Genomic DNA, 20,992 nt, shown 5'->3' on the forward strand with positions numbered 1-20,992 from the left:
CGGTACCACCCCTTCCCATCCCGAACAGGACCGTGAAACGACTTTGCGCCGATGATAGTGCTGCAACCAGTGTGAAAGTAGGTTATCGTCAGGCTAATTATTCGCAGAAGCCCGCTCAATTCGATTGAGCGGGCTTTTTGCTTTTCTGCAGGCAAAAATATAGGACCAAAGTCCAATTGCGCTTTCCGCAATCCAGCCTGAGCATGGCAGCGAGAACATGCGGAGGTGGATGATGAAACGTCCGATTTGGCGATTCGCCGTGCTGGCGCTGGCAGCCGTGTTGCCGGTGACGGGCGCGAATGCCCAGCTCGAGGGGGTGCTGGGCAAGGGCAATCAGACCGACGCCCTGAAGGGGCTGGCCGGCATGACGGACATGCCGATGACGTCCGGCAGCGTCGGGAATGTGGCGGGCCTGCTGCAATACTGCATCACCAACAATTATCTGGGTGGCGACGACCCGGCCGCAATCAAGGACAAGCTGCTGGGCAAGCTGCCCGGAGGCGGCCAGAGCCGGGACCCCGGCTACAGCGATGGCATGAAGGGCCTTCTGCACGGCAGTAACGGCGAGTCGATGGACCTGGGCAGCGGCGCGCTGAAGGCGCAGATCGCAAAACGGGTCTGCGATGCCGTCCTCAGCCAGGCCAAGACTTTCCTGTGAATCCGGATGTCCCGGCCCTTCTACCGGCACCGCCTGCCGGTCCGCATCCTGCACTGGATTAACGTCCTCAGCTTCTTCCTGATGCTGATGAGCGGGCTCGGTATCTTCAACGCCCATCCCCACCTCTACTGGGGCGCGGACTCCGATTTCGACGCGCCGCTGCTGTCGATCACGGCCCGTCCCGGTCCCGATGGCGAGCCGCAGGGCATCACCCAGGTCGGCGCCCGGGTCTTCGTTACCGACGGCGTGCTGGGCGCCTCGCGCGTCGAGGGTCAGGCGCGCAAGACGGAGCGCGCCTTCCCGTCCTGGGCGACGATCCCGGGCCGCCAATACCTGGCCACCGCGCGCAACTGGCACCTGTTCTTCGCCTGGATCTTCGTGCTCAACGGCCTGGTCTATGTGGCCTATACGGTGCTCGGCGGCCACCTGCGGCGCGACCTGGTGCCGCGCAGGTCCGAACTGCGCGGCATCGGCCGCTCGCTCAGGGACCACCTGCTGCTCCGCCATCCCGCCGGCGAAGCCGCGAAGCGCTACAACGTGCTGCAGAACCTCAGCTACCTCGTCGTGATCTTCATCCTGCTCCCGCTGATCGTCCTGGCGGGGTTCGGCATGTCGCCGCGGCTGGACGCCCTGTTCGGCGGCTGGGTCGGCATCCTCGGCGGGCGCCAGTCCGCGCGCACCTTGCACTTCGCGGCGGCCTTCCTGCTGCTGGCCTTCGTCGTGGTGCATGTGTTCGAAGTGATCGTCACCGGGCTGTGGAACAATCTGCGGTCGATGATCACTGGCTACTACCGCCTGCCGGAAGAGCGGCACGAGAGGCACGAAGGGAAGGAGGAGAGGGCGCCATGAACACGCTGACCCGCAGACGCTTCCTGCGCCTGGCCGCCGGCTCGGCCCTGCCGGGCGTGCTGGCCGGCTGCGATCGCCTGGCCGACAGCGAAGCCTTCAACGGCAGGCTGCGCAGCGCCCAGTTCCTCAGCCGGCGCGCACAGGCGCTGTTGACGGGGCGCGACGCCATGGCCCAGGAATTCGGCGAAGACGAGATCGCCGCCGAGTTCCGCAGCAACGGCACGGCGATGCCGGACAGCCAACTGTACCGCAGTCTCCTCGCCGGCCAGTTCCGCGACTGGCGCCTGCAGCTCGGCGGCCTGGTCGCGCGGCCGGCGCAATACAGCCTGGCCGAGCTGCAGGCGCTGCCCTCGCGCACCCAGATCACGCGTCACGACTGCGTCGAGGGTTGGAGCGTGATCGGCAAGTGGACCGGGGTGCCGCTGCGCCACCTGCTGTCGCGGGCGGGGCCGCTGCCGGCGGCGCGCTATGTCGTGTTCCATTGCGCCGATCCGATGGACGGCTCGGACTTGCAGGCGCCGGGATCGACCTATTACGAAAGCATCGACCTCGTCGAGGCGGTGCACCCCCAGACCATCCTGGCCTACGCCCTCAACGACGAGGCGCTGCCGGTCAAGAACGGCGCCCCGCTGCGGCTGCGGGTCGAGCGCCAGCTCGGCTACAAGCAGGCCAAGTACCTGATGCGGATCGATGTCGTGGCGCGGCTCGAGCCTGTCCGCGGCGGCAAGGGCGGGTATTGGGAAGACCTCGGCTACGAGTGGTACGCCGGGATCTAGTCCCAGGTTTGCGGCCACAGGAAGGCGGGCAATGAGAGCCGCACTTCCTCCGCGGTCTGGTCAGGGACCCCGCGCAAGTCCAGCGTCCACGACCGCCTGACCCTGCCGGCCTCGATCTCGAACACGATCTCGTCGTCGAAGAAGGTCCGCGGCGGATAGCCGGTACGGCGCCGCTCGCCGCGCCATGCGCAAACGTAGCCGCTGAACCAGCGCGCGCCCACCGGCAAACCCACCTCGGCGAACAGGGAGGCGATCGACTCCCTGCTGACCCGCGTGAGCACCAGCACCTCGTCGACGATGGCCCAGTCGGCCACGTAGCCGTTCTGGCGCCACAGCGTCGGCGCTTCGCGCGGCCGGCCCGGAAAGGCGGCAAGCAGGGCGTCGAGCGGAAAGGCGTCGATCTCGTAGTCGACCCCGCCGGCTTCGAGCCGGTCCCAAATGATGTTCGACATCGGATCAGGCTCTCTGGGCGCCGAGCAGGCCGTCGATCGCGCCGAGGACCTCCAGCGCGCCGCCGGCGAGCCCGACGCCCGGCAGCCTGCCGACCTCCGATTCACGCGGATTGATCCTCAGCAGCGAGCCGCCGTGGCGGAGCACCACCCGCTGGGAGAAATGGCGCACGGTCGGGATGTTCAGGCCGGCGCCGATCTCGATCACCAGCGGGCGGCGTACCTGTTCGAGCCAGCTCCGGCAGCGCATCGCCTGCAGGTCGCGCCGCTCGCCGATCCAGTCGCGGTCGTCGAACATGAGGATGTTCGGGCGCGCCGGGCCGCCGCAGCGCGGACAGGCCGGCAGTGGGCCGAGCAGTTCGCAGCGGCCGGCGTCGACCGCCGGGTCGAAGCCGGCGGCCGGCCACAGCCCGGGCGAGCACGGTCCGAGGCACTGCAGCCGGTGGATCGAACCATGGCATTCGTCGATACGCAATGGATCGAAGCCCGCTTTCTGGAAGTGGCCGTCGACATTGCTGGTGAAGACGAAGTAGCCGTGGCGGCGCGACTCGCCCCATTTGCGCAGCAGTTGGTAGCCCGCATGCGGCGCGGTGCGGCGGTACATGGCGAGCCGGTGGCCGTAGAAACCCCAGGCGCGGCGCGGGTCGGCGTGGAAGGCGGCCGGCGAGGCGATGTCCATGAAGGCCGTGCCGTTGGCGGCCAGCGCCGGGTAGGCCTTCCAGAAGCCGGCATTGCCGCGAAAATCGGGCAGGCCGGAATCGACGCCCATGCCGGCGCCGGCGGCGATGACCAGCGCATCGGCCTCGGCCACCAGTGCGGCGGCGCGCTCGAGGGCGGCGTGGTCCTCCGCTGCCGGCAGCGGAGCACGACGCAGGGCCGCGTTCACGCCGCCCTCCCGGGATGCAGGCGCGCATGGCGGGCGCCGTCCGCGTCCAGGGCGATGGTCCATTCGCCGCGCTGCTCCAGCGCTTCCGCCAGCGCCCAGGCGCGGCTGTAGCCGAGCCTGAATCGGTGCTGCAGGCGCGATACGGGATAGGGGAGGACTGTCTCGCCGGCTGCGTGGAGCTGGGCGATCCAGGCGCAGGCCTGGGGCAGCAGCGGATCGGCGGCGCCGATGCCGCTGCTGGAGGTTTCGGTATTCATGCTTTTCCTTTCACGACGCTTGAGGTCATGATAGGAGGCGGGGCGACAAGCGGCGTCGCATGCGGTGCCGGCCCTGCGGCATGCTTCAGTGGCGCGGCGCGGTGTCGTCCTTGAGCTGGTGCAGCCAGGCGATGAACTCTTCGGCCGTCATCGGCTCGCTCATCTCTTCGGCGGATTCCAGGATGCGCCGGACCAGGTCCTCGTTCTGCAACAGGCGCTGCTCGAAATCCTTCACTCCAGCCTCCCCGAAAAGACTTCCCACAGCCTCACCATCGCCAGCGTATCGAGGTGGCAGTAGGCGAGCAGCTGGCCTTCGATCTGCTGCCTGCGCGCGGCCTCGGTGCCGGGATCGATCGCTTCCATGAAGGCGTGCATCGCCGCGCCGCCGTCCTGCACGCCGTCCAGCTGCTCGTAGCGCAGCTCGGGCGCCACCGCCGGCAGCACCTGCTTGATGCTCCAGCTGCCCTGCTGTCCGGGGTGGTAATAGCGCTCGCGCGCCACCGGCAGCAGGTCGACCACGCGGGCGTTGAGCGCCAGCAGGCCGGGTGCCAGGTCGGCAAAGCGCGCCGCGAGCTCGGCGATGCGGGCGGTTTCGAATCCGGCGTTGTAGACGAACACCGGACCCTCGCCGGCGCAGGCGCCGAGCAGGGCTTCGGCAAAGCCGCGCGAAGGATCGTCACCGGACAGGTCGAGGAAGGCGCGGTGCGCCAGCCCGCCCGCATCGTCGAGCCGGTGCACGCTGAACTGGAAGGGAATCATCTGGAAGGGACGGGTGCCCTGCCAGATCGGGACCGCGAAGCTGATGGTCTCGAAGTCGATGAAGCAGGCCGGCAGCGGGTGCGGTGCGAGGTCGGCGGCGGCGCCCGCGGCATCGAAATACACCTCGCCCGACAGCGTGTGCGACTTGACGCGCCGCTGCTTGTCGTTGAGGAGCTCGTCCGGCAGCTCGCGCATGTCGGCGGCGCCGCCGGCGATGCGCTCCTTCAGGGCGCGGCTGGCAATCCGCGGCAGCCACTGCACCGGGTATTCCGCCGCCGGGGCGCCGCCGCCGCAGTGGGCCGCGAAGCCGCAGGCGTAGGGGCTGTCGCAATGCTCGCCGGGCTGGATTGCCGGCTCGTCTTCCTGGGCGGCGACGGCCTGGGCGCGGGCGATCCAGGACGCGACCTCGGCGCCGCGCGCGAAGGCCTCGGCGCTCAGATCCTCTTCCACCAGCAGGCCGCGATAATCGCCCTTGCCCGGATAGGTCCAGCGGCTGTCGATGCGGGCCAGCGCGATGCCCTCGAGCTGCACGCCGGCCGCACGCGCTACATAAGCCTGGATGGCGGCGTCTTCGCGGTGGTAGTCCTTGACCGAGGTCGAGGACTTCACTTCGACCATGCGCCAGCGCCGCGCCCCGCCGTCGACCGGCAGCAGGATGTCGGCGAAGGCGAGGGCGCCGGCCGCCGCGAAGCCGGCCTCGAACACCGGTTGCGCGCTGGCGAGCAGTTCCCGGCTGCGCGCCAGCGCCGCATCGAAGCCCTCGGTTTGCGGGTCGAGCAGCACGCCCAGGCGGCCGGGATCGTACAGGCTGCGCGCCAGGTCGCCGACCTGGTGGCCGACCGCGAAGGCGGCCTGGCTGGCGCCGTCGTCCTGGCGCAAGCGGGGACGGTGGAGTTCGAGCCAGAGACGGCGCTCGCATTGGCGGAAGGCCAGCAGTTTCGATTTCGACAGGCGGATGGGCATGATCTGGTAGCTTGAGTTGGTTGACCGATTATTGCATTTTTGTTGCTAAAATGAAATAAAATTGCATGGCTTTTCATCAGGCCAGGAAGCCGATCGAGGCCGGCTTGCCGCCCTTGAGCGCGCACTCCTGTTCCAGGGCCGCCACCAGCCGGGCGGCGTCCGCGAAGGACGCGAAGCGGTGGCGGCGCGCGAGGGCGGCGAAATCGCCGGGCGTGAGGCGCTCGAGCCGGCGCACCCGCTCGAGGTCCGCGGGCAGCGGCGCGTCCAGGCCCAGCGCCGCGCACTGGCGCGCCAGCATCAGCGCGGCCTGGCCGGCGCCGAGGTAATCGAGGCGGATCTTGATGTCGAAGCGGCGCAGCGCCGCCGGATCGATGTCGTCCATCAGGTTGGTCGAGGCGATGAAGACGCCGCCGAAGCGCTCCATGCGGGTCAGCATCTCGTTGACCCGGGTGACCTCCCAGGAGTGGCGCGCGCCCTCGCGCTCGCGCAGGAAGCTGTCGACCTCGTCGATCATCAGGAGGGCGCCTTCGCGCTCGGCCTGACGGAAGGCGGCGGCGATCGCCTTTTCGCTGTCGCCGACCCACTTCGACATCAGTTCGGAGGCGCTTTTCAACAGCAGCGGCATGCCGAGGTGCCCGGCCAGCCAGCGTCCGAAGGCGCTCTTGCCGGTGCCGGGCGGACCGTAAAGGCAGAGGCGGGCGCTGCGGCCGGCGGCGAGACCCTTCGCCAGCGCGGCCAGGTCGGTGTCGGCATTCAGGATCGCCGGGTCGTAGTGGGACGGCAGTTGCACGGCGGCGCCGGCTTCCAGCCCCGGATGGCCCTGGGCCTCGAGGGTGCGGCTGGCCAGCCATTCGAGGGCGCGGGCGCTGCCGGCTGCGTCGAAGCCGCCGCGAATCGCACGCACCACCGAGGCCGCGCGGTCGACCACGGCCGGGGCCAGCGCCTCGGCCTGGGCCAGGCGCGCCAGGGTCGGTCCATCCACCAGGTCGCCGCATGCGGCCTGCAGGATGCGTTCGCGCTGGGCGCGCGGCGGGACCGGCACCTCGACCAGCACGTCGAAGCGGCGCATGAAGGCCGGATCGATACCGTCGATCTCGTTCGAAAGCCACAAGGTCGGTACGCGATTCTGTTCCAGCGCGCGGTTCAACCAGCCCTTGCGCCGCTGCGCCAGGCCGCGGCCGCCGAGCGGGCTGGCGCAGTCGCTGAATACGTCCTCGACCTCGTCGAACAGCAGCAGGGCGCGGCGGCGGTCGAAGAAGCTCTGTGCGGCGCGGTAGGCGCGCAGGCGGCGTTCGCCGTTGACCGGGTCGCCGTCCTCGTCTTCGCTGGCGACTTCGAACAGCTCGCAGCCGAGCGCCGCCGCGAGGGCGCGCGCCAGTTCGCTCTTGCCGGTGCCGGGGGCGCCGTGCACGAAGATGTTCACGCCCTCGCGGCTGGCCGCCAGGGCCTGGGCCAGGTAGGGACGCAGGATCGCCAGCGCCTCGCCGAGGTGGGGAAAGTCGTCCAGTGTCAGGCGCGCCGGCGCGCTCGGCGCCACGGTGTCGCGCAGCAGCGTGATCGGATCGGTCTCGGATCCGACGATCGATTCGGCGAACTGCTTGGACAGCAGGTCGAGCTTGGAGGTGAGGGTGCCGGTGCTGGCGTGGTCGACGCTCAGCAGTCCCGAGCGCGCCAGGATGCCTTGGCCGGCCAGCGCGGCGCGCACCCGGTCGGCGGGAAGGCCGAGCAGCAGGGCCAGCACGTCGACCACGGCCACCGAGGACAGCCGGCCGAGCTTGTCGGCGGCGCGGTCGAGGGCGGGCTCGTGGTGCAGCATGGTGGCGAAGCTGAGGATGGCGCGTTCGGCGTCGCCGAGGCCCACCAGTTCGGCCAGCCGCGCGATATTCGTCTCCAGGATCGCGGGCAGGCCGTGGTCCTTGCCGCGCTCGGCCTGGCGGTGCAGTTCGCGCAGGCGGGCGCGCACGGCCGCCGGGTCGAAGTCGCGGTCCTCGGGGTCGATCCATTCTTCCAGGCCCAGGGCCAGGGCCAGGGCGTCGTCCATGAAGGAACGGGCGCCCACCAGCTCGCGGTGACCGGCGAGCGGGACCATCATGCGCAGGATCCACAGGCGGGTGAGGGGCACCAGGGTGCGCGGGGCGGCAGGGGCGGTACGGCGGCGATATGAGGTCATGCATTTCCTCCTTTGATGCCGCCATTCTCCAGCGCGCTGCGACAGGCCATGTCGCAGCGGATGCGCATCGGGATGTGCGCGGCGCCGGCGCCGAGTTATGCTGGCCGCCTTCTTCAAGCACAGGAGCGCCCATGTCGCAACTTACCCTCTACCGCGCCGAAGCGCGCAGCACCCTCAGGACCGGTGTCCCGTTCACGCGCCGCGCCGGCCGCCGCCTGCCATCCAACGTGCCCTTCGTGGTCGACAACATCTGGGAATTCACGCGCCCGGACGGCATGCCGTCGCGCCGCCACTGCGTGTGTGCGAGCCCGACGCCGGCCCTGGCGCTCGAGGGTGCGAGCCAGGGCGAGACCAGGCGCGAAGACTACGTGGCCTGCCGGCTGGAGCTGGTGGGCAGCCCGCGCCTGCTGCAGATCGGCGTCAAGGATGCGCGTTACCACCCGGATGTCGAGAAGGTGCAGCAGGCCGTGCTGGGCGCCTTGCGCAAGGATGGCTGGGCGGAGGCGCCGCTCGAACGCAAGCTGGCGCTGGCGCCGCTGTTCGTGCCGGGCCTGAGCCGGGAGGAACTGCGCGCGGCGATAGCGCGCGAGCCGCTGCTGGCCGAGGTGGTGGAGAGCGCCGCGGCCAGGGTCACGCTCTGGACCCCGCTGGCGGCGCCGCATCCGGAGGGCGAAGTCTTCTTCGAGCTGGACGAAGGCCAGGCCTTCATCCTGCATCCGCTGGCGGACCAGGCCTCAGGCGGGCGCGCCGCAGCGTGCTAGGAAAGCGCCGAACAGCTCGCGCAGCAGGGGAATGCCGGCGTTCAGGCGGTGGTCGCCCTGCACCAGGTGCAGGGTGCAGCCGCGCAGCCGCGCAAAATGGATCGCATTCCCGCAGGGGATGACCTCGTCGTCCCAGCCGTGCACGATCTCGGTGTGCGCGGCCGGCACCGCCGGTTCCTGGCTCGGGTAGGCGCGGATGCCGAAGGCCGGCGCCAGCAGGAAGACGCCACGCGCGTTGAGCCGCATGGAAGCTTCGGCCGCGACCCAGCCGCCCATGCTCGACCCGACCAGCAGCAGCGGACCGCGCACGCCGGCGCAGGCGTCCAGCAATTGCGCCAGCCGGGCCGCCGGATCGGTGGTGTGCGAGTAGTCGAGAGAGGCGGTGTCCCAGCCGTGCTGCTGCGCCACCGCGGCGAGGGCGACGATCTTGCTGCCGGCCGGGCCGCTTTCCTTCCCGTGCATGAAATGGACCAGTCCTCGGGTCATCGGTATGTCTCCTTCAGCGGCCGGCGATCAGCGATGCCAGCAGGTTGCCATGGCCGACCAGGTGGTGGCGCGCGTCGCGCGTGGTGTCGCTGCGCGGGTCATAATAGCCGACGACGTGGTGGCGTGCGTCCCTTGCGGTCTGTTTGCCGTCGGCGGCGGTGTCGATATAGCCGATGGTGTGGTAGCGCGCATCGGTCAGGGTTTGTCTGCTCATCGTTTCTCCTGGTGGTGTCGTGGTGCGGCCAAGGTAGGGCCGGCGGCGACAGGCGATGTCGCAGCGCGCCTGCGACGCCGCCTGTCGCGGCCGGCCCCAGACTGTCGCCTCGTCGAATCGAAAGGAACAGGCATGGATGAGATTTACGTGGCCGGCGACGGCTTCATGGTGGTTGCCGGCGGACAGACCGGCGCCGACCGCGCGGCGCTCGACTGGGCGATCGAACAGGGCATCCCGCACGGCGGCTGGTGCCCGCGCGGCCGCAAGACCGAGGACGGCGTGCTGCCCGAGCGCTACCGGCTGAAGGAGACCCCGGCCAGCGCCTACCTGCAGCGCACCGAATGGAATGTGCGCGACAGCGACGCCACCCTGATCTTCACGCTCGACGACCGCCTCGACGGCGGTTCGAAACGCACCGCCGCCTTCGCGGACAGCCTGGGCAAGCCCTGGCTGCAGGTGCGTCCCGGCGTCCATCCGAAATACGTGGCGCGCTTCCTGGCGCGGCATGGCGTAAAGGTGCTGAACGTGGCCGGCAAGCGCGAATCGTCGGCGCCGGGAATCGGCGAACTGGTGCGGCAGGTGCTGTCGCAGGCGATACAGCGATAAGGAGACGGAGATGGCGCATATCGTCCTGCTGGGGGATTCGATCTTCGACAACGCCCCCTACGTGCCCGCCGGGACCGAGGTCCAGGCCCGCCTGCAGTCGCTGCTGGAAGGCAGCCACCGCGTCTCCCTGCTGGCCCGCGACGGCGCGGTGCTGGCCGACATGCTGGAGCAGGTGGCGTGCCTGCCGTCGCTGCCGCAGGCGGCCGACTGGCTGGTGGTGAGCTGCGGCGGCAACGACGTGCTCGGCCTGGTGGGCGCGATGCAGTCCAGGGTCGGCTCGGTGATCGAGGCGGCGAGCCTGCTGGCCGACTGGCAGACCGGCTTCCGACGCGACTACCGGCGCATGCTGAACGTCGTGCTGTCCAGGCGGAGGCCGGTGGCAGTGGCCACGATCTACGATGGCGTGCCCGGCCTCGAGCCGGGATTGCGCACCGCGCTGGCGCCCTTCAACGACGTGATCCTGCGCGAGGCCGTTGCGCACCGGTTGCCGGTACTCGACCTGCGCCTGGTCTGCGGCGAGGCCGGCGACTATTCGACGGTCTCGCCGATCGAGCCCTCGGCGCAGGGCGGCGCGAAGATCGCCGCTGTGATCGCGCAACTGGTGCGCGAACAGGATCCGGCCGCGCCGCGGACGGTCGTATATGGCGGCGCCTCATCCTGATTGCATGGGATTTCCCGTTGGCAATATTTTTGGTAACATGAGATTTTGAACCGATGGCCGCTGGCACGCCCGGCGCCACTCAATCACCATGCCCGGACAGATCGAACACATCGACGCCATCGCACGCCGGAAGGGGCGCGCCGTGCTGTATCTCGAATTCCATCCCCAGCCTTTCGAGGAATGGCGCGACTATCGCTATGAAAAGGATCCGATGCGCGCCACCGTGCTGGCCTGGCTGGACGCGCACGCCGTGCCCTGGACCCCATGCGGTCCCTTTGCCAATCCAAACGTGATGGCGCCCTGGCTGGGCCAGGTCTACCTGGACGTGCCCTACGACGAGTCCTTGCCCGCTTACCGCGTGCTGTGCGACTACCTCGAGCATCCTGACGGGACGATCCGTCACGAAGGAGTGCGCTTCTACGCCATGCCGCTGGACCACGCGATGCGCAACGCCGCGCACGACGAACCCGGTTTCTGGGAACGCTGGGCGGAGGACTTCTGATGCCGACCAACCAGCAATCGCTCCTGCGCCAGTGGCATATGCTGCGCATGGTGCCGCGTGCGCCCGCCAAGGTCTCGGCCAAGGATTTGTGCGAACGCCTGTGCGCAGCCGATTTCAACGTGACCAAGCGGACCGTCGAGCGCGACCTGAAGGAATTGTCGAACGTGTTCCCGATCGCCGTCGACAACCGCGACAAGCCCTACGGCTGGAGCTGGCTGCGCGACGCGTCCAGTTTCGACCTGCCGGGCCTGACCCTGCCGGAAGCCTTGACCCTGACCCTGGTCGAGCAGCACCTGCGTCACCATCTGCCGCCCAGCGCGGTCGACGCCCTGCGCCCGCACTTCCAGTCGGCCGCCCGCACCCTGTCGACGGTGGCCGACAGCACGCCCTCGCGCGCCTGGCTGGACAAGGTGCGCAGCGTGCCGCCCCAGCAGCCGCTGCTGCCGCCGCGCCTGGACGACGACTGCCAGCGCGGCATCTACCTGGCGCTGATGCAGGACCGCCAGCTCAAGCTGCATTACCGCAAGCGCGACGCAGAGGCCGCGACCGTCTACCCGTCCGTGCATCCGCTGGCCGTGGTGCAGCGCGGCGGCCTGGTCTACCTGGTCTGCATGTTCGCCGGCTATGACGACGTGCGCACCCTCGCGCTGCACCGGGTGCAGCAGGCCGAGGTGCTGTACGAGCCGGCGCGCCGGAATGCCGGTTTCGACATCGACGCCTATATCGCTTCCGGCCAGTTCGGCGTCATCGCCGGCGCCCCGGTCAGGCTGCGGGCGGTCTTCACGCGCGCCGCCGGCGAACACCTGTTCGAGACGCCGCTCAGCGCCGACCAGGTGCTCACGGGCGATGGCGACGGCCGGCTGCAACTGACGGCCACGGTGCCGAATACCCGCGAACTGGTGTGGTGGCTGCTCGGCTTCGGCGACGGCGTGGTGATCCAGGAGCCGGCCGGCCTGCGCGAGGAACTGGCCGGGATTGCGCAGCGGATGGCGGCGGCCTATGCCTGAGACGCGCCAGCGCCTCGATTACTCTCAACCCGAAAGTACTGATAGATGAAGAAACCACACGCACACCGCGCCATCCTGGTGCTCGAATCGCCCTGGGGGCTCGACGACGCGGACGCCAACCGCAGCAGCGTCATCCCGTTCATCGAGGGAGTGGCAAAGCTCGCCGGCGACACCGAGGTGTTCCACGCGAACTTCTATGACAAATCGAGTTTCGCCAAGGCGCTCGACTGCCTGTGCAAGACCCGTTACCGCAACACGACGGTCTACATTGCCGCCCACGGCAGCGAACGGCGTGTCGGCAACGTCGATCTGCTGGAAGCGCTCGTCCAGATCAACAGCAGGTCGCGCGACTACAACATCACCGGCGTGCTGCTCGGCGCCTGCTATGCCGGCAAGGCATCGAGCACGCTGCAGGCCTGCATCGAAGAGAGTGCGATTCGCTGGTGTGTCGGCTATGCCTCGAGCGCCAAGTGGATGGAAGGCACGCTGATCGACTGCGCCATTCTTTCCGTGATGAGCGAATTGACGGAGGCGGACCACCGCGATGCGGACCGCCTGACGGAGGCGCTGGCGGAAGCGCTGGCGCCATTCTCGGCCAGCTATCCGATCGGCGAAGACGGCAAGGACCGTCCGGTTACCTTGAAAGATTCGTTGCAAGCGGTGGTCCAGCCTGCCGGCCAGGGATACAAGGCGCGCAACGTGAGTGGGCAGGTGTTTCAGGCGCATGCGCGGCGCCAGATCTGACGGCGCATCGAGATGAAGAAACACGAATACCTGCGCGATCCCGAAGTCGCTGCTTTCGTCGAATGGATGGGAGCTAACCTGGGGGCCGACTCGACGCGCGGCCACGGCTATGTCCTTCCGCGCGAGCAGCGGCTGTGGTTTCGCAACCTGGCCGATGCATTCGCCCTGTACGCATGGCGCTTCAATTTCCTGCGCCTCGACGGGCGGCGCTGTTCCGGCATGAGCTTCGCGGAAAGCAAGGCGGTGCTCGACGTCTTGCAGGCACAGTTGCGCACTGCGCTGGAAGCGGGGGACGATGCCCTGGTTCGCGATGCGGCCGTCGAAGTGGTGCGCTGGGGCGGCGTCGCGCCGCATAACGAGGAGTGGTTGCGCGTCAATAAGAACGGCCTCGCCGCGCTGATCGGTCGGGTCAGGGTGGCGATCGGGCAGCAGGACGACGCGGCGGACTTCTGTCCAGGCCTGCGCTTCAATGCGGGCATGACGAAAGTGTATTCGCTGCTGGTCGACTATTTCGTCATCTACGACAGCCGGGTGGCCGCCGCGCTGGCCTGGTTCGTGGCGGCATGGGCGACCGAGACGGGAAGGGGCGTTGTCCCCGCATTGCTGCAGTTTGTTTGCATGGATGCGAAGGAAGCGCCGAACGCGGCGCGGCGCAAGCTGCGCAACCCGCGCACCGATACCCTGCAGTTCCCGCCGCTGCGGAACGACCCCTATGCCCACATGCGCTGGAACCTGCGGGCCAGCTGGATCGTCGAGCAACTGTTGCAAACGCAGCGTGGTACGCCTTTCGGCACCGGCCCGGACGCCAGCCGCAAACTGGAGGCGGCGCTGTTCATGTGGGGTTACGATCTCGCGGAGCCAGCACCGGCGCCGGTGCTGGGCGCAGCCTAGTTACCGGCAGCCTGGCTGAGCATCGCCGCCAGGCAGCGTTCCGCCGCAACCGACAGCACCAGCTCCGCCGCCATCTGCGCTCGCGTCAGGGCCACGAACAGGCGCCGGCGCGCGGCGTCGTCCAGCGACGCGAAATCGAACTCGGCGATCACGACCGCCGGCGCGCTCTGGCCCTTGTAGCGGTAGACCGATTCGACCAGCAGCTCGCCCTCGCTCCAGCGCGGCTCGCCGTTGCGGTCGTATTCGCCGGTGAAGCGGCGGGTGCGCCACGGGCCGATGGCGACCCGGTTGAGCAGGGCGGAACGCTCGCGGCCACGTCCGCCGACGACCGCGATGTCGGCCAGCGCAAAGCCGCGCGCCAGCAGCGCGGCGACCGCGGCCTCGGTCTGGGCCAGCAATTCCTCGTCGGAGCCGTAGCGACGGATGCCCGGCAGCTCGCCCGGATAGGGGTTCAGGCTGCGGACCGGCGGATCGACCAGGGAGAAGGCATTGATGGTGTCGCAGATCGCGCGCGGGCTGCGAAAGTTGTCGCTGCAGCGGATCGTGACCGCCTCGCCCAGCTCGAAGCCTTCGTGCTGGTACAGGCGCTGGGATTCGTCCTCCAGCACGTAGAGCTTGCCGCCGGGGCGCAGGCGGCTGCACAGGCTTGCCACCCAGGCGGCGTCGAAGTCCTGGGCCTCGTCGATGACCAGCAGGTCGAGGGAGGGCGCGAAGCCTGCGCTGGCCTCCAGGTAGGCCGCGGTGGTGCGCTCGAAACCTTGGGGAGAAAACTCCGGCTCGCCGTGCACGCGGCGAACATGGTCGACGCAGAGTTCGTGGAAGTTGACGACTTCGGCTTTCGGCGAGGCCAGCCGGCGCACGTGGTCGGCCAGGGTCCGGTTGAAGCATACATAGGCGGCATTCAGGCCGGCGCCGGCCGCGTCTTCGAGCAATTGCAGGGCAAGCTGGGTCTTGCCCGAACCCGCGGTGGCCTGGATGCGGAAGACCCCCGACGGCGCCTCGATGCGCGGCACCCAGGTCGCCAGGCCGTCCGACAGGCGCCGCACGGCACCCTGCAGCTGGTCGCGCATCGCCGCCAGGTCGGGCGTGACGCGGAACTGGTTCAGCAGCAGGCGCCGCAAGGCTTCACGGTCGGCGCCTGCCTGCGCCTCGTCCAGCCAGGCGCGGACGGTCGACACCATCTGGCCGTAGCGGGAGGCGTCGATGATGCGTTCGCGCGGCATCGAGATCACCTGGCTGTCGCCGAGTTCGTAGTCGGGCAGGACCAGGCAGCTCATCAGGGTGCCGTCGAGTCCCGCTTCCTGCAGGCGTCTCTGCATGGCGACGCGCTGCAGGCGGCCCTGGCGCGCGACGTCGGATTCGCCGTCGCCGTAGAGCTTGAAGATCCCGCCATCGCGCAGCACCACCGCGCCGGCCTTCACCTCCAGCAGCAGCAGCGCGCCGGCCGGCGACAGCACGGCGATGTCGATCTCGCCATAGCAATCCCGCCCGCCGTTCAGCGTATGCAGGGCGATGTTGTGGAAGACGTCGAATCCGGCAGGCAGGTGGTCGCGCAGGCGCTCGAGGACTTCGAGTTCGCGGAAGCGGCCGCCGTCGATGCGCAGGGGAGGAAGCAGGTGGGGAGAAACGGTGGCCATGGCACGCGGCGGAGTAAAGAACTTACCTATTATCAGTAAAGATGACGGACTTGCCCAGTCTTGCCTGTGAGATATTTTTATGGCAATGTGCGATTTCACGTGCGCGGATGGCAAGCTTTTCCGTGTATCCATGAATTGATAAGACGGAGAAACCCCATGCAGGGAAAACACCTCGCGTACGCCCTCGTGAGCACGACGCTCGCGATCGGCATGACGACCGCCGCGATCGCCGCGCCGGCCAATACGGCCCAGTCGCCGGCCAGCGCGGCCGCCGCCAGCGCCTACAACCAGCCGCCGAAGGAAATCCTCGACGTCATGCGCGCGCCGCCGCCGCCGTCGCCCTCGCTCAGCCCGACGCGCGACAAGCTGATGCTGATCACGATGGAGGAATACCCGTCGATCGCCAAGGTGGGCACGCCCTTCCTGCGCCTGGCGGGCGTGCGCATCGAACCGGGCAACCACAGCCAGCACGACACCCCGGGCGGCTATGGCATCCCACCCTGCGTGAGCGCCATCGACCTGGTCCAGGTTGCCGACGGCAGGCAGACGAAGGTGAAGCTGCCGGCCGGCGCCTGCCCGCGCCGCCCGGTGTGGAGCGCGGACGGCCAGCGCTTCGCCTTCGAGAACATCACCAACGAAGCGGCTGAACTGTGGGTCGGCGACGCCAAAACCGGCGCCGTGCGCCGCCTGCCTGGCGTGCGCCTGAACCAGATGTTCGGCGACCAGATGCAGTGGATGCCCGACCAGAAGACCCTGCTGGTCAAGCTGGTGCCGGCCCGCAAGGCGCCGCCGCCGGAAGCGCCGGGCGCCGCCGGCCCCGGCATCCAGGAATCCATCGGTGCGACGGGCCAGAGCAGCACCTACGAAAACCGCGACACCCTGCGCAACCGCTACGACGAAGAGCTGTTCAACTACTACGGCACCTCCCAGCTGGCGCTGGTCGATGCCGCCAGCGGCAAGCTCACGCCGGTCGGCAAGCCCGGCATGTACGAGGAACTGGATGTGGCGCCGGACGGCCGCCACGCCGTCGTGGTCGAGATCCGCACCCCGTACTCCTATGTCACCACCTTCGACCGCTTCCCGAAACAGATCGATATCTGGGACCTGAGCCAGCGTACGGCCAACGGCGCCAACCCGGTGGTGCGCGAAATCGCCGCGCTGCCGCTGGCCGACCGCGTGCCGAACCGCGGCGTGCCGACCGGTCCGCGCAACTTCAGCTGGCGTCCGCTTGATCCCGCGACCCTGGTCTGGGCCGAAGCGCTGGACGGCGGCAATCCGAACGTCCAGGCGGCCGAGCGCGACAAGCTGATGATGCTGAAGGCGCCGTTCAATGGCGCGCCTAGCGAAATCACCCGCACCCAGCAGCGCTTCGGCGGCCTGGCCTGGAGCGAGCAGCCGGGCGTGGCCCTGCTGAGCGACTACGACGTCAACCGCAAATGGGTCCGCACCTGGCAGATCAATGTCGACGATGCGAACAACTCGCGCCGCCTGCTCTGGGATATGTCGAGCGACGAGAAGTACGCCGATCCGGGCCGCCCGGTGCGCCGGCAGCTGGCCAACGGCTTCCCGGTGATCCGCGTCGACGGCGACACCATCTTCCTGTCGGGCACGGGTTCGTCGCCGGACGGTGACCGTCCTTTCCTCGACAGGTTCAACCTGAAGACCCAGCAGGCCGAGCGCCTGTTCCGCAGCAGCAAAACCTCGTATGAGCAGTTCATCGGCTTTGCCGGCAACGACACCGGCCGCCTGCTGACCTGGTACCAGTCGGCCACCGAGACCCCGAACGCCTTCGTGCGTACCCTGGGCGCGAGCACCACGGCCGCCGCCGGCGAGCCAGGCTACGCCTCGTCGAGCGCGGCGCTGACCCATCTGCTCGACCCGACCCCGCAGGTCCGCGAGATCAAGAAGCGCCTGGTCAAGTACAAGCGCGCCGACGGCATCGAGCTGTCCTTCACCCTGTACACCCCGCCGGGCTACAAGGAAGGCACGCGCCTGCCGACCATCCTGAACGCCTATCCGCTCGACTACGCGGACGCGTCCAAGGCCGGCCAGACCACCGGCTCGCAAGCCACCTTCACCCGCCTGCGCCAGTACCGCCTGCTGCTGCTGTCGGGCTATGCCATCATCGACAGCGCCGCCTTCCCGATCGTCGGCGATCCGCGCAAGGCCTACGACACCTATACCGAGCAGCTGGTGGCGAACGCCAAGGCGGCCGTCGACGAAGCCGTGCGCCTGGGCGTGACCGATCCGGACCGCATCGGCGTGACCGGCCACAGCCACGGCGCCCTGATGACCGCCAACCTGCTGGCGCATTCGACCCTGTTCAAGGCCGGTGTGGCCACCAGCGGCTCCTATAACAAGTCGCTGACCCCCTTCGGCTTCCAGAACGAGCGCCGCTCGGTGTGGGAAGCGCCGGACGTCTACACCAAGGCCTCGACCTTCTATTACGCGGACAAGCTGAAGACCCCGCTGCTGCTGGTGCACGGCGCCGACGATGCCAACCCGGGCACCACGCCGCTGCAGTCGGTCAAGCTGTATGAAGCGATCCGCGGCAACGGCGGCGTGACCCGCCTGGTGATGCTGCCGCACGAGCCGCACTGGTACGCGGCGCGCGAGTCGAACGAACAGCTGGTGTACGAGATGCTGCGCTGGTTCGACAAGTACGTGAAGAATGCCGCACCGGCAGGCGCGGCGACGCAGACGGCCAGCCGCTGATCCGCTGAAGCTCCGCCACATTGAAAAGCCTGCTTCGGCAGGCTTTTTTTCGCGCGGATATTTCTGGCAAACTAAGAGCTATCGCGCACCAGCGCACTTTGGGGAGTCAGCAGATGTCCACCATTCCCGCGACCGTGGAGCAGGGCATCCAGGCCGCCGGCGTCGGCCGGTTCCAGTACCGGCTGTTCGTCATCTTCGGCCTGGTCTGGATGGCCGACGCCATGCAGGTGCTGTCGATCGGCTTCAGCGCGCCATCGATTGCCCGGACCTTCGGCATCGCCATGCCGCGGGCGCTCGAGAGCGGGACCTTGTTCTTCATCGGCATGCTGGTCGGCGCCTTCGTCTTCGGCCGCCTGGCGGACCGGATCGGGCGCCGCCCGGTGCTGATGGGCGCGGTCATCATCGATGCCTGCTTCGGCGTGGCGTCGAGCTTCGCGCCCGATTTCGCCTGGTTGCTGGCGCTGCGCTTCCTGACCGGCATCGGCGTCGGCGGCACCCTGCCGGTGGACTACACGATGATGGCCGAATTCCTGCCCAGCGACCGGCGCGGCCGCTGGCTGGTGCTGCTCGAATCCTTCTGGGCGGTCGGCACCCTGCTGCTGGCGGTGCTGGCCCTGGTGGCGCTGCGCTGGGGCGACGACGCCTGGCGCGTGATTTTCTTCGTCACCGGCATTCCGGCCCTGATCGGCGTCGTCCTGCGGCTCTACGTGCCGGAGTCGCCGATGTACCTGAACCGCAACGGCATGCCGGACAAGGCGCGCATGGTGCTGGAGCGGGTCGCCAGGGTGAATGGGCGAGAGGGCGCGATTCCAGCGCTGCATCCCGAACAGCCGGCGCCGACCTCGCTGCTGGCACTGTTTTCCGCCGGCCTGCGCCGCAGGAGCATCTGCCTGTTCCTTGCGTGGGCCCTGATCTCGATTGCGTATTACGGCGTGTTCGTTTACCTGCCGGTCCGTCTGAGCGGCCAGGGTTTCGGCTTCATGCGCGGCCAGGAGTTCCTGATCCTGCTGGCGCTGGTGCAGCTGCCCGGCTTTGCGCTGTCGGCCTACGGCGTCGAACGCTGGGGGCGCAAGCCCACCCTGGTCGGCTTCCTCTTGCTGAGCGCCGCCGGCTGCATGTTCTACAGCTTCGGCAGTTCCACGCTGGTGGTCGTCGGATCGACTTTGCTGATGAGTTTTGCGCTGCTGGGCACCTGGGGGGCGCTGTATGCCTTCACGCCGGAAGTGTATCCGACCGGCCTGCGCGCCAGCGCCATGGGCACGGCGGGCGCCCTGGCGCGCTTCGGCGGCCTGTTCGCGCCGGCCATCGTCGCGCCCGTGATGGCGACCCGATTCACGCTGTCGCTGGTCATGCTGGCGGCCTTCTTGGCGGCCGGCGCGGTCGCGGTGCTGTGCGTCGACGTCGAATCCCGCAAGCGCGCACTGGATTAAGGCCGCGGCTTTTTGCCGATCGTGAGCCCGGCGCCCAGCGACGACGCCAGCGCCAGCAGCGCGGACAGCGCCATGACCCGGCGGAAGCCGGCGACGAAGGATTCCGCGACGGCGCGCTCGACGGCTTGCCGCTCGCTCGGCGGTGTCGAGTCGGGCAGGCGGATCGCCGCCAGCTTGCCGCGCTGGGCCTGGACTTCCGCCCGCAGCGGGGCGGGCAGCGTCAGCTCGTTCAAGCGCTGCGCCAGGGCGCGGTCGAAGGACTGGCTCATCACCATGCCCAGCAGGGCGATCGCCAGCAGGCCGGCCGCGCGCGACACCGCGTTGTTGACGCCGGAGGCCAGGCCGGCGCGGCCCGCATCGAGGGTGTTCATGACCATGGTCGTGAGCGGCGCAACCGTGACCGTCATGCCAAAGCCCAGCACCAGCACGGCCGGAAACCAGGCGCTCCAGTAACTGCCGCCGATGCCGGGCAGGGCGAACAGGGCGAAGCCGGCGGCCGCAATCGCCGGTCCGGCCACCAGCGGACCGCGGGCGCCGAAGCGGTCGACCAGCCCGCCCGCCCAGCGCGACAGCGAGAACATCAGCAAAACGAAAGGCATCAGGGCGGCGCCGGCCGCGGTGGCCGAATAGCCCTGCACCTGGATCAGATTCAGCGGCAGGAAGAACATCAGGCCCCCCAGCGCCGCATACAGCAGCAGGGTCAGCAGGTTGGCACCGCTGAAATCGCGCGAACGGAACAGGGCCAGCGGCAGCATCGGCGCCGGATGCCACAGTTCGACGAGGACGAAGGCGGCAAAGGCCAGCGGCGCCAGCAGCAGGGCCGCGACCACGCTTGGCGCGCCCCAGCCGCGCGTGGACGACTCGATCAGGCCGAACACCAGGCAGCCGAGGGCCGCGCTGACGAGCAGGGCGCCGAGCCAGTCCGGGCGCCGCGGCGCATCTTGGCTGCGGCTTTCGGGCACATGCCGGAAGGTGAGGAAGAGGACGATCGCCACCAGCGGCAGATTGATCCAGAAGGCCAGGCGCCAGGACACGTGTTCGATCAGGAAGCCGCCCAGCACCGGGCCGAGGGCGGCCGTAATGGCGCTGTAGCCGGACCAGGTGCCGATGGCGCGGCCGCGTATGTTCTCCGGGAAGGAGGCGCTGATCAGCGCCAGGCTGCCCGGCACCAGCAACGCGCCGCCGACTCCCTGCAGCGCCCTGGCCCAGATCAGCTGCTGGATGCCGTTCACCAGCCCGCACACGGCGGAGGCCGCGCCGAAGACGACCACGCCAATGGCGAATACCCGGCGCCGCCCGTAGCGGTCGCCCAGGCTGCCGCCGAGCAGCAGGAGAGCGGTCAGCAGCAGGGTATAGGATTCGATCACCCACTGCGCCTGCGCCACCCCGGCGTTGAACTCCCTTTGCAGGGCGGGCAGGGCCACGTTGACGACGGTGCCGTCGATGAATACCATGCCGGAAGCCAGGATGCTGTTCGCCAGCACCCACACCCGCGCCGCCGGCGCGCAAGCCTGGCCGTCATCCTGCACAGCTTTCGAGTCGGCATCCATGTCCGAACTCTAGCACTTGGC

The 20,992-nt window shown here is 68.9% G+C and carries 22 protein-coding genes and 1 rRNA gene; 13 read left to right on the forward strand and 10 right to left on the reverse strand.

Annotated features, from left to right (window positions below; genetic code table 11):
• The 4 genes from rrf to AC1DOP_RS21505 form a co-directional block, all read left to right on the forward strand.
• A 5S ribosomal RNA gene (gene rrf / locus AC1DOP_RS21490) occupies window positions 1-94 on the forward strand; the annotation flags it as partial.
• 138 nt (window positions 95-232) lie between these two features.
• Window positions 233-658 carry a DUF2501 domain-containing protein gene (locus tag AC1DOP_RS21495; RefSeq protein WP_477253239.1) on the forward strand — a complete coding sequence of 142 codons (426 nt, stop codon included), beginning with the start codon at window positions 233-235 and terminating at the stop codon, window positions 656-658.
• Window positions 659-664: 6 nt separating this feature from the next.
• A complete protein-coding gene (locus tag AC1DOP_RS21500; protein WP_477253241.1) occupies window positions 665-1,507 on the forward strand; it encodes a cytochrome b/b6 domain-containing protein in 843 nt (280 codons plus the stop codon).
• Window positions 1,504-2,283 carry a molybdopterin-binding protein gene (locus tag AC1DOP_RS21505; protein WP_477253243.1) on the forward strand — a complete coding sequence of 260 codons (780 nt, stop codon included), beginning with the start codon at window positions 1,504-1,506 and terminating at the stop codon, window positions 2,281-2,283. The genes AC1DOP_RS21500 and AC1DOP_RS21505 overlap by 4 nt, the downstream gene beginning before the upstream one ends.
• Here AC1DOP_RS21505 and AC1DOP_RS21510 read toward each other — a convergent pair.
• From AC1DOP_RS21510 to AC1DOP_RS21535, 6 genes are all read right to left on the reverse strand, one after another.
• On the reverse strand, window positions 2,280-2,735 hold the full coding sequence (locus tag AC1DOP_RS21510) for a hypothetical protein (RefSeq protein ID WP_477253245.1): 456 nt from the start codon (window positions 2,733-2,735) through the stop codon (window positions 2,280-2,282). The two genes, AC1DOP_RS21505 and AC1DOP_RS21510, sit on opposite strands and share 4 nt — an antisense overlap.
• A gap of 4 nt (window positions 2,736-2,739) precedes the next feature.
• Window positions 2,740-3,618: an SIR2 family NAD-dependent protein deacylase gene (locus AC1DOP_RS21515; RefSeq protein WP_477253247.1), complete on the reverse strand. Its 879-nt coding sequence runs from the start codon at window positions 3,616-3,618 to the stop codon at window positions 2,740-2,742.
• Complete coding sequence (locus AC1DOP_RS21520; RefSeq protein WP_442123339.1) at window positions 3,615-3,875, reverse strand: hypothetical protein; 261 nt, start codon at window positions 3,873-3,875, stop codon at window positions 3,615-3,617. The genes AC1DOP_RS21515 and AC1DOP_RS21520 overlap by 4 nt, the downstream gene beginning before the upstream one ends.
• A gap of 85 nt (window positions 3,876-3,960) precedes the next feature.
• A complete protein-coding gene (locus AC1DOP_RS21525; protein ID WP_442123338.1) occupies window positions 3,961-4,110 on the reverse strand; it encodes a hypothetical protein in 150 nt (49 codons plus the stop codon).
• Window positions 4,107-5,597 (reverse strand): DUF2779 domain-containing protein, encoded by a 1,491-nt coding sequence (locus tag AC1DOP_RS21530; protein WP_442123337.1) that lies wholly within the window; start codon window positions 5,595-5,597, stop codon window positions 4,107-4,109. Before AC1DOP_RS21530 ends, AC1DOP_RS21525 begins: the two co-directional genes overlap by 4 nt.
• Before the next feature lie 76 nt (window positions 5,598-5,673).
• A complete protein-coding gene (locus tag AC1DOP_RS21535) occupies window positions 5,674-7,767 on the reverse strand; it encodes an AAA family ATPase (RefSeq protein WP_477253250.1) in 2,094 nt (697 codons plus the stop codon).
• Window positions 7,768-7,898: 131 nt separating this feature from the next.
• Here AC1DOP_RS21535 and AC1DOP_RS21540 point away from each other — a divergent pair, with 131 nt between their 5' ends.
• Window positions 7,899-8,528 carry a hypothetical protein gene (locus AC1DOP_RS21540; protein ID WP_477253252.1) on the forward strand — a complete coding sequence of 210 codons (630 nt, stop codon included), beginning with the start codon at window positions 7,899-7,901 and terminating at the stop codon, window positions 8,526-8,528.
• Here the strand turns inward: AC1DOP_RS21540 and AC1DOP_RS21545 are convergent.
• Together AC1DOP_RS21545 and AC1DOP_RS21550 are read right to left on the reverse strand one after the other, a co-directional pair.
• The gene (locus AC1DOP_RS21545; protein WP_477253254.1) at window positions 8,502-9,014 is read right to left on the reverse strand and encodes a YqiA/YcfP family alpha/beta fold hydrolase; all 513 of its coding nucleotides are present in this window, start codon (window positions 9,012-9,014) and stop codon (window positions 8,502-8,504) included. The genes AC1DOP_RS21540 and AC1DOP_RS21545 overlap by 27 nt on opposite strands.
• Before the next feature lie 13 nt (window positions 9,015-9,027).
• Complete coding sequence (locus AC1DOP_RS21550) at window positions 9,028-9,228, reverse strand: hypothetical protein (RefSeq protein WP_477253256.1); 201 nt, start codon at window positions 9,226-9,228, stop codon at window positions 9,028-9,030.
• Between the two features lie 132 nt (window positions 9,229-9,360).
• On the opposite strand from AC1DOP_RS21550, the gene AC1DOP_RS21555 reads away from it, so the two are divergent.
• From AC1DOP_RS21555 to AC1DOP_RS21580, 6 genes are all read left to right on the forward strand, one after another.
• A complete protein-coding gene (locus tag AC1DOP_RS21555) occupies window positions 9,361-9,834 on the forward strand; it encodes a putative molybdenum carrier protein (RefSeq protein WP_477253258.1) in 474 nt (157 codons plus the stop codon).
• 10 nt (window positions 9,835-9,844) lie between these two features.
• Window positions 9,845-10,495: an SGNH/GDSL hydrolase family protein gene (locus AC1DOP_RS21560; RefSeq protein WP_477253260.1), complete on the forward strand. Its 651-nt coding sequence runs from the start codon at window positions 9,845-9,847 to the stop codon at window positions 10,493-10,495.
• Window positions 10,496-10,583: 88 nt separating this feature from the next.
• Window positions 10,584-10,997 carry a hypothetical protein gene (locus AC1DOP_RS21565; protein ID WP_442123330.1) on the forward strand — a complete coding sequence of 138 codons (414 nt, stop codon included), beginning with the start codon at window positions 10,584-10,586 and terminating at the stop codon, window positions 10,995-10,997.
• Window positions 10,997-12,004 (forward strand): helix-turn-helix transcriptional regulator, encoded by a 1,008-nt coding sequence (locus AC1DOP_RS21570; RefSeq protein WP_442123329.1) that lies wholly within the window; start codon window positions 10,997-10,999, stop codon window positions 12,002-12,004. Before AC1DOP_RS21565 ends, AC1DOP_RS21570 begins: the two co-directional genes overlap by 1 nt.
• Window positions 12,005-12,049: 45 nt before the next feature.
• On the forward strand, window positions 12,050-12,748 hold the full coding sequence (locus AC1DOP_RS21575) for a hypothetical protein (RefSeq protein WP_442123328.1): 699 nt from the start codon (window positions 12,050-12,052) through the stop codon (window positions 12,746-12,748).
• A gap of 12 nt (window positions 12,749-12,760) precedes the next feature.
• A complete protein-coding gene (locus AC1DOP_RS21580) occupies window positions 12,761-13,639 on the forward strand; it encodes a hypothetical protein (RefSeq protein WP_442123327.1) in 879 nt (292 codons plus the stop codon).
• Here AC1DOP_RS21580 and AC1DOP_RS21585 read toward each other — a convergent pair.
• On the reverse strand, window positions 13,636-15,276 hold the full coding sequence (locus AC1DOP_RS21585) for an ATP-binding domain-containing protein (protein WP_442123326.1): 1,641 nt from the start codon (window positions 15,274-15,276) through the stop codon (window positions 13,636-13,638). The two genes, AC1DOP_RS21580 and AC1DOP_RS21585, sit on opposite strands and share 4 nt — an antisense overlap.
• Before the next feature lie 156 nt (window positions 15,277-15,432).
• Between AC1DOP_RS21585 and AC1DOP_RS21590 the strand changes: the two genes are divergently transcribed.
• Window positions 15,433-17,991: an alpha/beta hydrolase family protein gene (locus tag AC1DOP_RS21590; RefSeq protein ID WP_477253263.1), complete on the forward strand. Its 2,559-nt coding sequence runs from the start codon at window positions 15,433-15,435 to the stop codon at window positions 17,989-17,991.
• Window positions 17,992-18,104: 113 nt separating this feature from the next.
• Window positions 18,105-19,421 (forward strand): MFS transporter, encoded by a 1,317-nt coding sequence (locus AC1DOP_RS21595; protein WP_477253265.1) that lies wholly within the window; start codon window positions 18,105-18,107, stop codon window positions 19,419-19,421.
• Here the strand turns inward: AC1DOP_RS21595 and AC1DOP_RS21600 are convergent.
• Entirely contained in the window at window positions 19,418-20,971 is a 1,554-nt protein-coding gene (locus AC1DOP_RS21600; protein WP_477253267.1) for an MFS transporter, read from the reverse strand. The genes AC1DOP_RS21595 and AC1DOP_RS21600 overlap by 4 nt on opposite strands.
• Window positions 20,972-20,992 lie beyond the last annotated feature (21 nt).

It is taken from the genome of Massilia sp. 01N410 (genome assembly GCF_056399665.1).

What these genes read in the sequence shown, in the direction of transcription:
- AC1DOP_RS21540 (WP_477253252.1), top strand. Translation starts at nt 7,899, where the DNA reads ATGTCGCAACTTACCCTCTACCGCGCCGAAGCGCGCAGCACCCTCAGG.
- AC1DOP_RS21570 (WP_442123329.1), top strand. Translation starts at nt 10,997, where the DNA reads ATGCCGACCAACCAGCAATCGCTCCTGCGCCAGTGGCATATGCTGCGC.
- AC1DOP_RS21495 (WP_477253239.1), top strand. Translation starts at nt 233, where the DNA reads ATGAAACGTCCGATTTGGCGATTCGCCGTGCTGGCGCTGGCAGCCGTG.
- AC1DOP_RS21575 (WP_442123328.1), top strand. Translation starts at nt 12,050, where the DNA reads ATGAAGAAACCACACGCACACCGCGCCATCCTGGTGCTCGAATCGCCC.
- AC1DOP_RS21510 (WP_477253245.1), bottom strand. Translation starts at nt 2,735, where the DNA reads ATGTCGAACATCATTTGGGACCGGCTCGAAGCCGGCGGGGTCGACTAC.
- AC1DOP_RS21560 (WP_477253260.1), top strand. Translation starts at nt 9,845, where the DNA reads ATGGCGCATATCGTCCTGCTGGGGGATTCGATCTTCGACAACGCCCCC.
- AC1DOP_RS21585 (WP_442123326.1), bottom strand. Translation starts at nt 15,276, where the DNA reads ATGGCCACCGTTTCTCCCCACCTGCTTCCTCCCCTGCGCATCGACGGC.
- AC1DOP_RS21545 (WP_477253254.1), bottom strand. Translation starts at nt 9,014, where the DNA reads ATGACCCGAGGACTGGTCCATTTCATGCACGGGAAGGAAAGCGGCCCG.
- AC1DOP_RS21550 (WP_477253256.1), bottom strand. Translation starts at nt 9,228, where the DNA reads ATGAGCAGACAAACCCTGACCGATGCGCGCTACCACACCATCGGCTAT.
- AC1DOP_RS21500 (WP_477253241.1), top strand. Translation starts at nt 665, where the DNA reads ATGTCCCGGCCCTTCTACCGGCACCGCCTGCCGGTCCGCATCCTGCAC.
- AC1DOP_RS21565 (WP_442123330.1), top strand. Translation starts at nt 10,584, where the DNA reads ATGCCCGGACAGATCGAACACATCGACGCCATCGCACGCCGGAAGGGG.
- AC1DOP_RS21580 (WP_442123327.1), top strand. Translation starts at nt 12,761, where the DNA reads ATGAAGAAACACGAATACCTGCGCGATCCCGAAGTCGCTGCTTTCGTC.
- AC1DOP_RS21600 (WP_477253267.1), bottom strand. Translation starts at nt 20,971, where the DNA reads ATGGATGCCGACTCGAAAGCTGTGCAGGATGACGGCCAGGCTTGCGCG.
- AC1DOP_RS21595 (WP_477253265.1), top strand. Translation starts at nt 18,105, where the DNA reads ATGTCCACCATTCCCGCGACCGTGGAGCAGGGCATCCAGGCCGCCGGC.
- AC1DOP_RS21530 (WP_442123337.1), bottom strand. Translation starts at nt 5,597, where the DNA reads ATGCCCATCCGCCTGTCGAAATCGAAACTGCTGGCCTTCCGCCAATGC.
- AC1DOP_RS21505 (WP_477253243.1), top strand. Translation starts at nt 1,504, where the DNA reads ATGAACACGCTGACCCGCAGACGCTTCCTGCGCCTGGCCGCCGGCTCG.
- AC1DOP_RS21555 (WP_477253258.1), top strand. Translation starts at nt 9,361, where the DNA reads ATGGATGAGATTTACGTGGCCGGCGACGGCTTCATGGTGGTTGCCGGC.
- AC1DOP_RS21590 (WP_477253263.1), top strand. Translation starts at nt 15,433, where the DNA reads ATGCAGGGAAAACACCTCGCGTACGCCCTCGTGAGCACGACGCTCGCG.
- AC1DOP_RS21520 (WP_442123339.1), bottom strand. Translation starts at nt 3,875, where the DNA reads ATGAATACCGAAACCTCCAGCAGCGGCATCGGCGCCGCCGATCCGCTG.
- AC1DOP_RS21535 (WP_477253250.1), bottom strand. Translation starts at nt 7,767, where the DNA reads ATGACCTCATATCGCCGCCGTACCGCCCCTGCCGCCCCGCGCACCCTG.